The organism is Arthrobacter sp. zg.Y820, from assembly GCF_030125555.1.
Classification (GTDB): domain Bacteria; phylum Actinomycetota; class Actinomycetes; order Actinomycetales; family Micrococcaceae; genus Arthrobacter_B.
Genome location: NZ_JASKLX010000013.1, coordinates 34,244 through 49,160 on the forward strand (window position 1 = coordinate 34,244; position 14,917 = coordinate 49,160).

The following is a 14,917-nucleotide window of genomic DNA, read 5'->3' on the forward strand; positions in this document are numbered from 1 at the left end:
TGGGGTTCCCTTCGGGGTCAGCTGGTCCGGTCGGTGCCGGAGCTGGTCGGGTGAATGTCGGGGTTGGAACGCTGTGCAAGCCGTGCCGGCGGTTATGTCAGAGGCAGCTGATTCAGTGGTCCTGTACGAACCGCTGCGGAGCCCGCGCTCCGGCTTCGGTCCGGACGGAACCGGATGAACCTCTTCCTCATGCTCAACGCTAGGCGAGCGGAGCAACGTTTTCAAACATTTGTTCGAGCGAGTCTCGACTTTGTTAGTAGATAGGTGCTAGAAATGAGTTCACAAGAATCGAACATACTTTCGATGATGGCAGCGCGCCGGAGTCCAAAGATGTCTGATAGCTTCCAATCGTTCGAATATGGCTTCGGTTATTTCCTGCGGCCATCGAACCGGAAAGGTGCTGAAATGCCCGCCCAGATACACCTGTCAAACCCCATCTCACGTTTCATCTCCGCCCCGGCCCGACCTCAGCTGACGGCCGCCCGGGCCTCAGCGCCGAGGCCCGTTGCCGGGTCCACCAATCCGGCCGCTGTGCCGGTGCCCGCCGAGCGGCGGCAACTGCGGCTGACGCGCCGCGGCCGGCTGGTATTTATCGGCCTTCCCCTGATGCTGACCGCGGCTGCCGCACTCACGGTCCTGGGATTCTTCACGGCTCCCGCCATGGCCTCCTCGGGCGGGGCGCCCGACGTTACGCAGACCGTGCAGGTGAGCGTCGGTGCCGGTGATTCTTTGTGGGCCTTGGCCGAGGAATTTGCTCCCGACCGCGATCCCCGCGATGTGGTCGCGGAGATCATGGAGCTGAACAACCTTTCCGATGACCGGGTTCCGGTCGGCGTGCAGCTGTTCATTCCCACCCAGCGCTGAGGCGCCACGGCGCTGCACAAACACAAACGGTGCAATCGCAAGTTGATGTGCCGGCGGCGCGGCGCAATGACACACGGCGCTATCCCAAGCGGCGCAATCACACACGGCGCCATTACAAACAGCGCAACTCGGGGCGTAACAACCCGCCTGCCCGGCCGGAGGGATTCTTCCCGCCCCGCCTTCGAGTCTTAAGCTGTACAGGTGACTGAACAGCTGGAAAGACTGAACCGACTTCCCCTGCGCGAGGATCTCCGAGGACTGACACCCTACGGTGCGCCGCAGCTGGACGTGCCCATCCTGCTCAACGTCAACGAGAACACCCACGGGCTGCCCGACCAGGTGCGGAAGGCGATCGTAGCTTCCGTTGAGCGGGCGGTGGCCGGACTGAACCGTTATCCGGACCGGGAATTCACTGAACTTCGCGAGCGGCTTGCCGGCTATCTCGGCCACGGACTGAGCCCGGAGAACATCTGGGCCGGCAACGGCTCCAACGAGGTCCTGCAACAGATCCTCCAGGCCTTCGGCGGCCCGGGCCGGACCGCCATGAGCTTCCCGCCCACCTATTCCATGTATCCGCTGCTGGCCAGCGGCACCGGCACCCGCTATGTCACGGGCGTCCGCAGCGGCGATTTCACGCTGACCCCGGAAGCCGCAGCGGAACAGGTCCGCGAGCAGGCCCCGAATATCGTCTTCCTCTGCACGCCGAACAACCCCACCGGCACTGCGCTGCCGCTCGAGGTGGTGGAAGCCGTGTACGAGGCGGGCGCCGCGTCACAGGCCATAGTGATTGTGGACGAGGCCTACGGGGAGTTCTTCCACGCCGGCACCCCCAGCGCCCTGCAGCTGCTGCCCGGCCGCGAACGGCTGATCATCTCCCGCACCATGAGCAAGGCCTTCGCGCTGGCCGGAGCCCGGGTCGGCTACATGGCCGCGGCACCCGAAGTCACCGACGCCCTGCGCCTCGTGCGGCTGCCCTACCACCTCTCGGCCATCACGCAGGCCACTGCCAATGCCGCACTGGAACACGCGGAAGCGCTGCTGGCCAACGTCGAAGCCATCAAGGTCCAGCGGGACCGCATTGTCGCCGAGCTGCTCAGCCTGGGCCTGAAGCCTGCGCCGTCCGACGCCAACTTTGTCTTCTTCGGAGGTGTGGAAAACCCGCACGCACTGTGGGAGGGGCTGCTGGAGGCGGGCGTGCTGGTGCGCGACGTCGGCATCCCCGGCCATCTGCGCGTCACGGCCGGCACCGAAGCGGAAACCAGCGTTTTCCTGGCCCGGCTGCGCGAGCTCCTGGCAGCCGGCATCCGCTAGGCCACAGGCAGCGGCACGGCGGCGGCACCGGCGCCGGCCGGTCCGCGGCCGGCGGAGACCAAGCCGCAGACACCGACAGACACTAAACTGTTAGCAGAGACCACCTTCTTTCAAAGGAAAACCATGACCGTGGAGACCACCACCGGACGCACCGCACGCCTGGAACGGGTGACCAGTGAATCGTCAGTGGTTGTGGAGCTGGACCTGGACGGAACCGGCCAGTCCAACATCAGCACCTCGGTGCCGTTCTACGACCACATGCTGACGGCCCTGGCCAAGCACTCCCTGATCGACCTCACGGTCCAGGCCACGGGTGACACCCACATCGATGTGCACCACACCGTCGAGGACATTGCCATCAGCATCGGTGAGGCGCTCAAGATCGCCCTGGGCAACAAGGCAGGAATCCGCCGCTTCGGCGAGGCCACCATTCCCCTGGACGAGGCCCTGGCCAACGCCGTCGTCGACATCTCCGGGCGGCCCTATCTGGTGCATTCCGGTGAACCGGCGGGGCAGGAATACCACCTGATCGGCGGACACTTCACCGGGTCGCTGACCCGCCACGTCTTCGAGGCCATCACCCTCCACGCCCAGATCTGCCTGCACATGACGGTGCTCGGCGGCCGGGATCCGCACCACATCGTGGAGGCCCAGTTCAAGGCCTTTGCCCGTGCGCTGCGCGCCGCCGTCGAACCCGATCCCCGCGTTGAGGGCATCCCCTCCACGAAGGGTGCCCTGTGACGGCGCGCAACGTGACGGTCCTCGACTACGGGTCCGGGAACATCCGCTCCGCCGTCCGGGCCCTCGAGCACGTCGGCGCCAACGTCACCCTCAGCTCCAAATCCGATGACGTGCTCAACGCCGACGGGCTCCTGGTCCCCGGTGTCGGCGCCTTCGCGGCCGTCATGCAGGGGCTCAAGGAAGTGGACGCCCTGCGCCTGATCGGCCGCCGCGTTGCCGGCGGACGCCCCGTCATGGGCATCTGCGTCGGACTGCAGGTCCTCTTCGACGAGGGCGTGGAACACGGTGTCAGCACCCCCGGAATGGGGGAGTGGCCCGGCGTCGTCGAGCGCCTCAAGGCTGATGTTGTTCCGCACATGGGCTGGAACACCGTCCAGCCGCCGGAGGGCTCACAGCTGTTCGCCGGCATCGAGGATGAACGCTTCTACTTTGTGCACAGCTACGGTGTGCAGAAATGGGACTTCGATGTCACCCAGCCCGCCATGCGCGCACCCCAGGTCACCTGGGCCGAACATGGCAGCCGCTTTGTCGCCGCGGTGGAAAACGGTCCGCTGACAGCCACCCAGTTCCATCCGGAAAAGTCCGGTGATGCCGGTGCGGCATTGCTGGAAAACTGGCTGAAGACGCTGGGCTAGGGCGATGTGGAGTCTTCTTCTCATGGGTCTGGCCGGGCTGCTGATCGGCGGCGCCATCTCCTTCCGCAGCCAGGGCATGTCCAAAATCATCGTCGTTCTCTTCTGGATCCTTGCGGGCATGTCCCTGCTCGGCGCCTACCTCCTGATCGACAGCGGCTCCTGAGCCGCCCGTTCCTGATCCGCCCTCCGGCACCGCATCATCCGGACAAACCTCCCCACGGAAAGCAGAACCATGTCACTTGTTGAAACTCCCGTCCTTGAGCTGCTGCCCGCCGTGGACATCGCAGACGGCCAGGCCGTGCGCCTGGTCCAGGGTGAGGCCGGCAGCGAAACCAGCTACGGCGACCCGCTGGACGCCGCCATGGCCTGGCAGAACGACGGCGCGGCCTGGGTTCACCTCGTGGACCTGGACGCAGCCTTCGGCCGCGGCTCCAACCTCCCGCTGCTCAAGCGCGTGGTGGAACAGCTGGACATCAAGGTGGAGCTCTCCGGCGGCATCCGCGACGACGCCTCCCTGGACATGGCCTTGGAGCTGGGAGCCAGCCGCGTCAACCTGGGCACCGCAGCCCTGGAAAACCCGGAATGGACCGCCAGTGCGATCGCCCGCTACGGCGAGGCCATCGCCGTCGGACTCGACGTGCGGGGCACCACGCTGGCCGCCCGCGGCTGGACCAAGGACGGCGGAGACCTCTGGGAGGTCCTGGCCCGCCTCGAGGACGCCGGCTGCCCGCGGTATGTGGTCACCGACGTCACCAAGGACGGCACGCTGCGCGGGCCCAACCTGGAACTGCTGCGCGAGGTCCTCACGCGCACGGAACGGCCCGTTGTCGCCTCCGGCGGGATCTCGTCCCTGGATGACCTGGCCGCCCTGCGGGAGCTCGTGCCGCTGGGTCTGGAAGGCACGATCGTGGGCAAGGCCCTCTACGCCGGGGCCTTCACGCTGCCGCAGGCGTTCGACATCGCCGGGCATCCGGAGCGCTAGAGCCATGGCTGAGCGCGCCCTTCCCGGCCACATAGCGGCCGCCCTCGCAGGGGCCGGGGGACCCGCCGATTCCGCGGGGCAGTCCTGGTCCGGCCGGGACCTCTCCGGCGAGGGCAACCCGCTGCACAATTTCGACGCCGACGACGGCAGCCCCGACGCCGGATACCTCGCCGCCCTGGCCGCACTGGAAGCCGGCACCGGCTCCGAAGCGCAGGTGGTGGCTGCCCTGGCCACCGCCCGCGTGTTCGTGCCCATCGTCGCCACCCTCGGTGCCGAGGCGCAGTCCGAACATGGACTGACCGCTGACAAAGAGGCCGACATGGCCCTGGTGACGCTGACCGCCCCGGACGGACGCAAGGCGCTGCCGGTGTTCACCTCGGTGCCGGCGCTGGCGCAGTGGCATCCGCAGGCGCGGCCGGTTGCGGTGTATGCCGCCCGCGCCGCCCTGTCCGCCGTCTCCGAGGAAGCGCAGCTGCTGGTGGTGGATCCCGGTGCGGACATCACCTTCGTGGTGCGCCGCCCGGCCATGTGGGCGCTGGCGCAGCAGCGGACCTGGACGCCGTCGTACGCCGACCAGGAAGTCGCGCAGGCCGTGTCCGCCGCGGTCGACGTCGAACCCGCAGTGACGGGGGTCCAGCTGGCGCCGGGACCGGGAACGGTGACACGGTCGGCACGCGGGACGGTGGTGGCCGGAGGCGGCGCCGGTCCTGAGCTTAGAATGGTTCTTCACCTGGCACCGGGACTGGATGCGCAGGCGGTGCAGGGCATCGCCGGATTGCTGCAGCAGCGGCTGGCTGCCGATCCGTTATTCGTTGAGCGTGTGGATTCCCTGGAACTCAAAATCACGCGCTGACCTTGCTGGGCGGTGGACCGCCGGAAGTGAAGTGCCGTGAATTTTTCCGCCTACGGGGAGCTGCTCCGCGTTGCCCCGATCCGCCGGCTGCTCCTGGTCGGAATGATCGCCCGTTTTCCGCATTCCGCCGCCGGCGTGCTGCTGACCCTGCACGTGGTCCTGACCATGGACATGGGCTACGCCAAGGCCGGTGCCGTTGCCGCCGTCGTCACCGTGGGCATCGCCTTTGGCGCCCCCTGGCGCGGCCGCCGGGTGGACAATGTCGGCCTGCGCCGCGCCCTGATTCCCTCGGTGATTTCCGAGGCCGTCATCTGGTCCATTGCCCCGCACGCCAGCTATGAATGGCTGCTGGTGCTGGCGCTGGTCGGCGGGGTGTTCACGCTTCCGGTCTTTAGCGTGGTCCGGCAGTCGCTGGGCGTACTGGCAACGGGGGACCAGCGGCGGACAGCCTTCGCCCTGGACTCCATTGCCACCGAAGTCGTTTTCATGGGCGGACCGGCGCTGGGCGCCGTCCTGGCCACCTCGGTTTCCTCAGTGGTCGGGCTGACCCTGGTGGGCATCACGACGTCGCTCGCCGGGCTGCTGCTGATCTGGTTCAATCCGCCGACCCGGTCCGAAAACCCGCGGACCGCAGCGACCGCCGTCCAGGAGCGCGAGGCAGCCAACGCCGCCGTCGTCGCGGCCGCACCGGCGCACCTGTCCGAAGCCTCGGCGGAACTGCAGCCGCTGGCGGCGCTGAGCCGCGGAGCCCGCCTGCGCGCGGGGTTCTCCTGGTTCACGCTGAGCGTGGCCGTGGTGTTTGCGGTCGCGGTGGGGGTGGGCCTGCTGCTGTCCAGCTCGGACGTCGGCATGGTGGCCCTGGTGGAATCCACCGGCGAACCCGGGCAGGTGGGGATCGTTTTCGCCGCCTGGTGTGCCGCCTCGGTGGTGGGTGGCCTGGTCTACGGAGCCATGCACCGGCGCGCCTCGCCCATGCTGCTGTTGCTGGCGATGGCAGTGCTGACCCTGCCCATGGCCCTGGCCACGGACACCATCAGCCTGGCCCTGCTGTCCATTCCCGCCGGCCTGCTGTGCGCCCCGGTGCTGTCCTCCGCCTCGGAACGGGTGGCTGACCTGGTGTCCGAGGAACGCCGCGGCGAGGCGATGGGCTGGTACGGCTCCGCCCTGACCTCAGGCACTGCGCTCGGCGCCCCGCTGGCCGGTGCGGCGATTGACGTCATCGGTCCGTGGGCCGGATTCATCTTTGCTGGGGGCGCCGCGTCGCTGCTGGTTGCGGGAACGTTCGGCGTACGGAAGTTCAGCCGGCGCGGACAGCGCCTGCTGCGTCAGGAGTAGCCTGCCGCGGCCGGTTCACAGCCGACAGCCGACAGCCAACCGACAGCCGGCCGCCAACAGCCAGCCGGCCGGACAGTCGGTTACTCCCGGTGGCGCGGATGCCCCGGGGATCCCGGGGATCCCGGCCGCAAGCGCGGCAGCCGGCGGCGCAGCCGGTGCAGCCAGCCCGGCGGATTAGCTCCGCCGCGCACCGCCGGCCGCTGTGCTGCGGCGTCCTTCGTGCCGGCCCCGGGTTGCTTCGTGCCTGCGTTCCCCGGGGCGGTTGCGGGCAGGCCCCGGCGCTGCCGCCAGCCCCGCACCTCGTCCTCAACGTTCCGGATTCCGGTGACCACCGGCGGGCCGCCCAGCAGTTGGCGGCGGGCCTCAATCACCCGGGCATTGAAGTCGTCGACGGCGTCGCGCACTTGGCGCTCGGACGGCAACCGGTCCAGCCGCGGTTCGAACTCCTTGTCCTCCACCCGGAGCAACAGCGCGGGCGGACCCAATCCCGAGAGGTTCTCCCGTCGGATCAGCCGTTTGATCCACCAGTCCGGATCCGGGTCGGCCAGGTCGGGGATCGGCTTCCCGGCGTAGCTGAGGTTGTCAAAGTCGCCACGGTTCATCGCGTCCCGGATGAGGTAGTCGGCCTTGGCTTCGGCGCTGATCTTCCGGCGCTTTTCCGCCAGCTCTGCTTCTTCAGCCCCGGCCAGGCCCTCGGGCAGCTTGTAGCCGGCATCCTCCGGTGTCCCCGCCGCCTTGAGCCGGGCCGCCCTCTCCAGCCTCTTCTTGTACGCTTCGGCCCCGCTGCCGCCCATGCGAGTTCGTCCCTTCCGCTCAACGTTTGCTCAGCGTCCCGTACAGGTTACGCAGCCGGGCGGGCAGAAAAAAGCCCGGGGAGTCTGCCGCAACCGGCAGGCTCCCCGGGCCGGGGTGCTGACTAAAAATGGAAAAGACGTGCTGCGTTAGTTGACGGGGCCGGTGAACTTCTCGCCCGGGCCCTTGCCCGGCGCGTCCTGGATGTCGGACGCCTCACGGAAGGCAAGCTGCAGTGAGCGCAGGCCGTCGCGCAACGGGCCGGCGTGCTGGCTGCCGATCTCGGGAGCCGCTGCGGTGACGAATCCGGCCAGGGCGGTGATCAGCTTGCGGGCCTCGTCCAGGTCCTTCAGCTCCTCGGCGTCGTCGCCGTCGGCCAGGCCGCACTTGACGGCTGCGGCGCTCATCAGGTGCACGGCGGCAGTGGTGATGACTTCAATGGCGGGGACCTCGGCAATGTCACGCATCTGCGCAGCCACTTCCTGCTCTTCAGCGGAAGGGGCCTGCACCTCTTCCGTGGTGCCGGGGAAGGAATGGCGGGTGTGCTCGGCCGCCGGGTTGCTCTGTGGGGTACTCATACTGGTAAGCTTGTCACAGACCAACTGGTTGTCGTTACTTTCAGTGCCCTTCACGGAGCGTTGAATGTTTCACATCAGCCAGTATGCAAGCGGAGAATCCTCCCACCCGCGTCAGCCTGAATCTTCAGTCCATGTGCCCCAGGGCGCCTGTGCAGAAGACAGAGTTGCCGGGTACGGTCGGCCCCCGGTGGCGGGTCCAGGTTTACCTGGTCCAGCCGATCCGGGAGGTTGCTGCTGATGCAGCTCCCGCCGACCCCTCGAGGCCTCCGATTGCGCGTGCAATTGGGGGCCTTCTTCAGTTGCAGGCGGTAGCCGTTTTGGATACAACAGGAGCTGCAACATTAGCGAGCCAAGAATCAATGATCGAATCCGCGTCCCTGAGGTGCGGCTGGTAGGACCGGCTGGAGAGCAAGTTGGGGTTGTCCGTATCGAAGACGCCCTGCGTCTGGCAGCCGAATCCGACCTGGATCTTGTTGAGGTGGCACCGCAGGCGAAGCCTCCGGTGTGCAAACTAATGGACTTCGGCAAGTACAAGTACGAAGCCGCTGTCAAGGCCCGTGAGGCACGCAAGAACCAGACGAACACCGTCCTGAAGGAAATCCGGTTCCGTCTGAAGATTGACACTCACGACTACGAAACCAAGCGCGGCCATGCCATGCGCTTCCTTGCAGCCGGTGACAAGGTCAAGGCCATGATCCAGTTCCGCGGCCGCGAACAGCAGCGTCCGGAAATGGGCATGAAGCTGCTGAACAAGTTCGCAGCCGACGTCGCCGAGGTGGGCATGGTGGAATCCACGCCCCGCATCGACGGCCGCAACATGGTCATGGTCATTGGACCGCTGAAGAACAAGGCGGAAGCCAAGGCCGAAGCACGGCGCGCGTCGCAGCGTGCCGATGCCAAGGCAGCCAACGAAGCCGTCAAGAACGGCGAGGCCCCCGCCCGGGTGGACACCTCCGCTGAGAACAAGGCGCCCCTGACGCAGAGCCTGGCAGATCTTCTGCCGGACGGCCTGCGGCTCGGTTCCTCCGCTGCCGAGGCTGACAAGGCCCGTGCAGAGAAGGAAAAGGCTGACAAGGAAATGGCCGAAAAGCGGGCGCAGGCTGCAGCCGAAAAGGCAGCAGCCGACGCACGACGCGCGGAAGAGGCTGCCAAGGCTCCGGCTCCGGCGCCGGTTGCAGAGGCTCCCGCCGCTGCGGCTCCCGTTGAGTCCAAGCCCGCTCCGGCCCCCAAGCCGGCTGCAGTGCCCAAGCCCACGGCCATGAAGCCGGCGCCGAAGCCCGCTGCCCGGCCGAAGCCTGCTGCTGCTTCCAAACCTGCTGGCAAGGCTGCTCCTTCACGGGGCGCAGCAAGCCAGAACAAGCCCGGAACTGCGGAGTAAGACTCAGCTTTTCCCCGCAGGACGTCCCGGCGTCCAGTAAACCCCTGGCACTGCAAAGTGCCCAAAGCCCCGCAGGCCCCGGCCGGCGGAAACCCAAAGGAGATCGGTAGTCATGCCGAAGATGAAGACCCACAGTGGCGCCAAGAAGCGCTTCAAGCTGACCGGAACCGGCAAGCTCAAGCGCCAGCAGGCCAACCGCCGCCACTACCTCGAGCACAAGCCGTCCACGCTGACGCGCCGCCTCGCCAGTGACAAGCTTGTTGCCCCGGCAGACGCCAAGGTCATCAAGAAGATGCTGGGCATCTAGTCTTTCCCCCTCGACAGGCGGCCCGTTCGGGCCACCGTCACACCACCAAGCTTTTCCGGGCCTGAGTTGCAGGCCGAGCGCCTCACAGCAGGTGCACGGAAGATTTATCTAAAGGAGTACGCACGTGGCACGTGTGAAGCGGGCGGTAAACGCCCACAAGAAGCGTCGGGTTATTCTCGAGCGCGCCAAGGGTTACCGCGGACAGCGTTCACGCCTGGTCCGCAAGGCCAAAGAGCAGCTGCTGCACTCGTTTGTGTACAGCTACGGCGACCGCCGCAAGCGCAAGGGTGACTTCCGTCGCCTGTGGATCCAGCGCATCAACGCTGCATCCCGCGCCAACGGCCTGACCTACAACCGCCTGATCCAGGGCCTGAAGGCTGCCGAGATCCAGGTTGACCGCCGCATGCTGGCCGAACTGGCCGTCAACGACGCCGCCGCGTTCGCCACGCTGGTGCAGATCGCCAAGAACGCCCTGCCGTCCGACACCTCCGCTCCGGCCGTTGCCGCTGCTCCGGCTGCAAAGGCTGCTCCGGTTGCCTCCAAGCCGGCCGCTGCTGTTGCCGACGCTCAGGGTGGCTTCAAGGCTTCCGAGGGCGACGCCCCCGAAGGCTTTGTCATCAAGGGCAACCTGGGCTCCGGCAAGTACCACGTTCCGGGTTCCACCTGGTACGAGCAGACCGTAGCCGAGTACTGGTTCAACTCCGTCGAAGCCGCCAAGGCTGCCGGACTGGAGCCTGCTGGCGGAGAATCCCGCCAGAAGTTCCAGGGCTAGAAATCGGTTATTAGCCGATCATGAACACTGTTGGGCGCCCGCCGGCTCCGCTTATGTCCAATCCCCGAGCAGATCGGGTCAGGGATGTAGCGAAGCTGGCCGGGCGCCCGGCGCGTTTAAAAACCGGACGGTTCGTGGCCGAAGGGCCCCAGGCCGTCCGTGAGGCTCTGCTGAGCCACCGCGCCGACGCCTCCGCCGGCGGGTCCGGCGTCGTCCTCGAAGTTTTCGCCACCGAGGCCTGCCTGGACCGGCTGCCCGAGCTGGCGGAGCTTTCCGCCGACGTGCCGCTGCGCCTGGCCACCGACGAAGTCATTGCCGCCATGGCCACCACCATTTCGCCCCAGGGCGTCGTGGCCGTGTGCCGGATCACCGATTACGCCCTGGATGATGTGCTGGCCGCCGGAGCCAAGCTCATCGCGGTGCTGTGCGAAGTCCGCGATCCCGGCAATGCCGGAACCATTCTGCGCGCCGCAGATTCCGCCGGTGCCGACGCCGTCGTGCTGACCGCGTCCAGCGTTGACATCCACAATCCCAAGGCCGTGCGTTCCACCGCCGGCTCCCTGTTTCATCTGCCGGTCGTCACCGGCGTCAGTTTCGACTTCCTGATGGCCGCCTGCCGCGCCCACGGACTCACCGTCCTGGCCGCCGACGGCTACGGGAACGTGGACCTTGACAAGCTCCAGGACGAAAGCTCCGTCCGCCGCCTGGCGCCGGCGCTTCCGGACGCACCGGCCACCGGAGAAGCGGCCGACGACGGCGCCCCCGAAGCCGCCGCGGCCGTGTCCTCCCAGCCCCGGCTGGAAAATCCCACCGCCTGGCTCTTCGGCAACGAAGCCCAGGGCCTCACCTCCGAGCAGCTGGCCGACGCCGACTACCGCGTGGCCGTCCCGGTGTACGGGCGCGCCGAAAGTCTCAACGTGGGCACTGCCGCCACCGTGTGCCTCTACGCGTCAGCCCGCGCCCAGAACCGCTAGCCGGCCGACGCCGGCGGGCGCGCCTGAAAGTGCTAAGCACGTCAGGTCACTGCTGCTGGGCGAATCGGCCACGGCGTCCGATGTCCGCGCCATCGAAGAAGCCATCCGCTCCGACGGCACGCGCATCATTCACCTCAAGACCCTGCACCTGGGCCCCGAGGAACTGCTGGTCGCGGCCAAGATCTCGGTGGGTGAAGGCGAGACCGGTGAGCAGATCGCCAAGCCATCAACGAAGCCGAGAAGCGGATCCGCTCGGCCGAACCCAATGCGGATTATTTACTTGGAACCGGATGTGTATGCGCCGCGGACGGAGCAGGCGCCTGCGGACTCTTCCGGTCCAGCCAGCCGCTAAGCAGTGCGATGCCCAGTCCCAACAGGGCCAGGACGGCGCCGACGACGGCGGGCGAGCGGTAGCCCCACCCCCAGGCAATGACCAGGCCGCCCAGCAATGCTCCCAGCGCGTTGGCCATGTTCAGTGCCGAGTGGTTCAGGGATGAGGCCAGGGACTGGGCTCCCGGGGCGGCGTCGAGCAGTCGGGTCTGGAGCGGCGGGACCAGCATCGAGCCGATCGCTCCGACCAGGAAGACCAGTGCCAATGCGCCTGTCTTGTACTGCACAAGCCAGGCGTAGGCCGCCAGGATGACCGCTGTCCCCAGCAGGATTCCGTAGATGCTGCCCATGACGCTGCGGTCGGCCAGCCGGCCGCCGATGATGTTTCCCGCCACCTGGCCCAGGCCGTAGAGGCCAACAATGAGGGGCAGGAGCGAGGCATCGAAACCTGCGACATTGGTCATTGTGGGGGAGATGTAGGCATAGACGGCGAAGAAACCGCCGAACCCCACGGTGCCCACCAGCAGGGCAAGCCAGACCTGGATCCGGCGCAGGGCGCTTAGCTCGCGCCGGATGCTCGCCTCCGGGTGCGTCGCTTGATGCGGAACGTACCGGGCCACCAGCGCCACCGTGAGGACCCCGATGGCGGAAACCATGACAAACATCCACCGCCAGCCGGCCTGCTGTCCGAGCCAGGTGGCAAAGGGAACCCCGACGACATTGGCGATGCTCAGCCCCAGCATCACCATGGAAATCGCCCGTGCCCGGCGGGTCGGTGCGACCAGCGATGCGGCGATCACGGCGGCAACCCCAAAGAACGCGCCGTGCGGCAGCCCGGACAGGAACCGGGTGGCCAGCAGCCAGTTGTAGTCCGGCGCAAAGAACGACGACAGGTTGCCGACGCTGAACAGCACCATCAGTCCCAGAGCGAGCGTCTTGCGGGGTATCCGCGCGCCCAGGGCGGCGAGGATCGGAGCGCCGACCACCACGCCCACCGCGTAGGCGGAGATGACGTGTCCGCCGGCCGGAACGGAGATGCCCAGATCGAGCACCATCTCCTGGAGCAGGCCCATGATGGCGAACTCGGTGGTGCCGATGGCAAATCCGCCGGCAGCGAGGGCAAAAATGGCCAGTGATGCCCGCCTGGCCTGAAGCGCGGGTGTTAACGACATAAAACTCTCTCAGAACAAAAAACGGATCCTGGCGGCGGCCGCCGCGGTCAGCCGGGCGAATCCGCGGTCAGCCGGATCCTGATGGGATCCCGGTGGGGTGCTGGTGCGGGAGAGTCGGCGGAGTGTCCGAAGCGGGAAACCGCCCGGGCTGCGGTCGACCCGCTACAGCGCTGTGAATCCAGTTTAGTTCAGCGCTGCCCGTAGACTCGATCCGTGTCTAACGGAGAACTGAAGCAAGTAGTCGGCGCCGCCCTCGTGGACAGCCTCGCCGCGCCCACCAAGATGCTCGCGGCCCGGCGCACGGCACCGGAGCAGTTTGCCGGGATGTGGGAGTTTCCCGGTGGAAAAGTGGAAGCCGGGGAAAGCTGCGAAGAAGGCCTGCACCGGGAGCTCCGGGAGGAGCTCGGTGTCGGCGTTCGGCTCGGTGCGGAAATCAACGGCCCGGGTGCCCAGGGGTGGCCGCTCAATGAGAAGGCCGCCATGCGGGTTTGGCTCGCCGAGATCACCGAAGGGGCTCCGTCCCCGCTCGAAGACCATGACGAGCTTCGCTGGGTTGCGCTTGATCCGCGGGAGCTCGGCGCCCTGGCCTGGATCCCCGCCGACCTGCCCATCGTCACCGCCATGCTCGACGCAGCCCGCCGGCGGTAAGCGCGCGCAACCCCTGCCGCAGAGATATCTTTGACCGGGTTGGGGCTCGCGGTTCCTTGCGCGAATCAATGCCAACCTCGTTGACCTCCCGACGCCGGTGCCGGCTTCGGCGCAGGCAGCCGGGCACGCGCCGTCCATTCCGGATTCCCCTTAGAAGAGGGTTGCCGCCTGCCCGCCCTGAGTCGCCGGCACCGTACTGTCCTGAACGGTTTCCAGCGGATCGGCGCCCGTCCCGGCCGCGGGTCTGCGCAGCGGCATGAACTGCCCGTTGGCGGTGAAACCGTGCTTCCTTTTGAAGAAGTTCACCCGTCCCGCCAGCCATTGCCGGTATTCCTTGGAGGCATACGTGCCGCCGCCGTACAGCCGCGCATACTTTCCGGCCAGATGGGGGTAATCGCGGCTGATGAAGCCCAGATACCACTCCCGGGCACCGGGCCGCAGATGGAGCGCTCCGGCCGTCACGCCGGTGGCGCCGGCGGCGGCAAGTGCGGCAAAGAGCGCGTCCAGCGACTCGTCTCCGTCGGTGAGCCACGGCAGGATGGGCATGGCCATCACCGAGCACGGCAGTCCGGCCTCCCGCAGCCGGCTGATCAGCTCCAGCCGCGCCCTGGGGGCGGGCGTTCCGGGTTCCACCCGTTGCGCCAGCTCCGGATCCAGCAGTGCCAGCGAGATGCCCATGCCGATTTCGGTGTCCTGCCCGGCTCTCTTGAGCAGCGGAATGTCCCGGGCCAGCAGCGTGCCCTTGGTCAGGATGGAAAACGGGGTTCCGGAATCTGCCAGCGCCCTGATGATGTCCGGCATCAGCCGGTACCGGCCTTCGGCCCGCTGGTAGGGGTCCGTGTTGGTGCCCATCGCCACGTGTTCGCGGCGCCAGGACGGGCGGGCCAGCTCCCGCCGCAGCACCTCCGCCACGTTGGTTTTGACCACCAGCTGGCTGTCGAAGTCCAGGCCGCTGTCCATCTCCAGATACGTGTGCGTCTTCCGCGCAAAACAATAGACGCAGGCATGGCTGCAGCCGCGGTACGGATTGATGGTCCAATCGAACGGCATGCCGGAGGTCTTGCCCACCTTGTTCAGGGCGGATTTGCAGAGCACCTCATGGAAGGTGATACCGGCAAACTCGGGTGTCTTCACGCTGCGCACCACGCCCTGCAGGGCCAGGAGGGCATCTTCGGCGCCGGCGGCCTTGGGTTCCTGCGCTTGCCATCTCATGCCGACCATTAGAACACATGTTCTAATCCGGGC

The 14,917-nt window shown here is 67.2% G+C and carries 17 protein-coding genes; 13 read left to right on the forward strand and 4 right to left on the reverse strand.

Going from position 1 to position 14,917, the window contains the following annotated elements; translation table 11 throughout:
• The first annotated feature begins 405 nt into the window (after positions 1-405).
• From QNN99_RS15285 to QNN99_RS15320, 8 genes are all read left to right on the forward strand, one after another.
• Entirely contained in the window at positions 406-864 is a 459-nt protein-coding gene (locus QNN99_RS15285; RefSeq protein ID WP_229967657.1) for a LysM peptidoglycan-binding domain-containing protein, read from the forward strand.
• A 201-nt stretch (positions 865-1,065) separates the two neighbouring features.
• Positions 1,066-2,175, forward strand: coding sequence for a histidinol-phosphate transaminase (locus QNN99_RS15290; protein WP_229967659.1), 1,110 nt, complete (start codon positions 1,066-1,068; stop codon positions 2,173-2,175).
• A 123-nt stretch (positions 2,176-2,298) separates the two neighbouring features.
• The gene (gene hisB, locus QNN99_RS15295) at positions 2,299-2,916 is read left to right on the forward strand and encodes an imidazoleglycerol-phosphate dehydratase HisB (protein ID WP_229967661.1); all 618 of its coding nucleotides are present in this window, start codon (positions 2,299-2,301) and stop codon (positions 2,914-2,916) included.
• Positions 2,913-3,551 carry an imidazole glycerol phosphate synthase subunit HisH gene (hisH, locus tag QNN99_RS15300; protein WP_229967663.1) on the forward strand — a complete coding sequence of 213 codons (639 nt, stop codon included), beginning with the start codon at positions 2,913-2,915 and terminating at the stop codon, positions 3,549-3,551. Before hisB ends, hisH begins: the two co-directional genes overlap by 4 nt.
• Before the next feature lie 4 nt (positions 3,552-3,555).
• On the forward strand, positions 3,556-3,714 hold the full coding sequence (locus tag QNN99_RS15305; protein WP_229967665.1) for a CG2302 family histidine operon protein: 159 nt from the start codon (positions 3,556-3,558) through the stop codon (positions 3,712-3,714).
• Between the two features lie 69 nt (positions 3,715-3,783).
• Positions 3,784-4,533: a bifunctional 1-(5-phosphoribosyl)-5-((5-phosphoribosylamino)methylideneamino)imidazole-4-carboxamide isomerase/phosphoribosylanthranilate isomerase PriA gene (gene priA / locus QNN99_RS15310; RefSeq protein WP_229967667.1), complete on the forward strand. Its 750-nt coding sequence runs from the start codon at positions 3,784-3,786 to the stop codon at positions 4,531-4,533.
• A 4-nt stretch (positions 4,534-4,537) separates the two neighbouring features.
• The gene (locus QNN99_RS15315) at positions 4,538-5,386 is read left to right on the forward strand and encodes an SseB family protein (protein WP_229967669.1); all 849 of its coding nucleotides are present in this window, start codon (positions 4,538-4,540) and stop codon (positions 5,384-5,386) included.
• Between the two features lie 36 nt (positions 5,387-5,422).
• Positions 5,423-6,721, forward strand: a complete 1,299-nt coding sequence (locus QNN99_RS15320; protein WP_229967671.1) for an MFS transporter — start codon at positions 5,423-5,425, stop codon at positions 6,719-6,721.
• Between the two features lie 80 nt (positions 6,722-6,801).
• On the opposite strand, the gene QNN99_RS15325 is transcribed toward QNN99_RS15320, so the two are convergent.
• The gene (locus QNN99_RS15325) at positions 6,802-7,515 is read right to left on the reverse strand and encodes a DnaJ family domain-containing protein (RefSeq protein ID WP_229967674.1); all 714 of its coding nucleotides are present in this window, start codon (positions 7,513-7,515) and stop codon (positions 6,802-6,804) included.
• Between the two features lie 147 nt (positions 7,516-7,662).
• Positions 7,663-8,091, reverse strand: a complete 429-nt coding sequence (locus QNN99_RS15330; RefSeq protein ID WP_229967676.1) for a DUF1844 domain-containing protein — start codon at positions 8,089-8,091, stop codon at positions 7,663-7,665.
• Positions 8,092-8,473: 382 nt separating this feature from the next.
• Between QNN99_RS15330 and infC the strand changes: the two genes are divergently transcribed.
• The 4 genes from infC (at position 8,474) to QNN99_RS15350 (ending at position 11,522) form a co-directional block, all read left to right on the forward strand.
• Positions 8,474-9,469 carry a translation initiation factor IF-3 gene (infC, locus tag QNN99_RS15335; protein WP_229967678.1) on the forward strand — a complete coding sequence of 332 codons (996 nt, stop codon included), beginning with the start codon at positions 8,474-8,476 and terminating at the stop codon, positions 9,467-9,469.
• 112 nt (positions 9,470-9,581) lie between these two features.
• Positions 9,582-9,776: a 50S ribosomal protein L35 gene (rpmI, locus tag QNN99_RS15340; protein ID WP_104055427.1), complete on the forward strand. Its 195-nt coding sequence runs from the start codon at positions 9,582-9,584 to the stop codon at positions 9,774-9,776.
• Between the two features lie 124 nt (positions 9,777-9,900).
• Complete coding sequence (gene rplT, locus QNN99_RS15345; RefSeq protein ID WP_229967679.1) at positions 9,901-10,548, forward strand: 50S ribosomal protein L20, sunset domain variant; 648 nt, start codon at positions 9,901-9,903, stop codon at positions 10,546-10,548.
• A 20-nt stretch (positions 10,549-10,568) separates the two neighbouring features.
• Positions 10,569-11,522, forward strand: a complete 954-nt coding sequence (locus QNN99_RS15350; protein WP_442860542.1) for a TrmH family RNA methyltransferase — start codon at positions 10,569-10,571, stop codon at positions 11,520-11,522.
• 272 nt (positions 11,523-11,794) lie between these two features.
• Here QNN99_RS15350 and QNN99_RS15355 read toward each other — a convergent pair whose 3' ends face one another.
• Entirely contained in the window at positions 11,795-13,024 is a 1,230-nt protein-coding gene (locus QNN99_RS15355) for an MFS transporter (protein ID WP_229967683.1), read from the reverse strand.
• Positions 13,025-13,306: 282 nt separating this feature from the next.
• Here QNN99_RS15355 and QNN99_RS15360 point away from each other — a divergent pair, with 282 nt between their 5' ends.
• Positions 13,307-13,672 carry a (deoxy)nucleoside triphosphate pyrophosphohydrolase gene (locus tag QNN99_RS15360; RefSeq protein WP_229967739.1) on the forward strand — a complete coding sequence of 122 codons (366 nt, stop codon included), beginning with the start codon at positions 13,307-13,309 and terminating at the stop codon, positions 13,670-13,672.
• Between the two features lie 150 nt (positions 13,673-13,822).
• Here QNN99_RS15360 and QNN99_RS15365 read toward each other — a convergent pair whose 3' ends face one another.
• Entirely contained in the window at positions 13,823-14,884 is a 1,062-nt protein-coding gene (locus QNN99_RS15365) for an Rv2578c family radical SAM protein (protein WP_229967685.1), read from the reverse strand.
• Positions 14,885-14,917 lie beyond the last annotated feature (33 nt).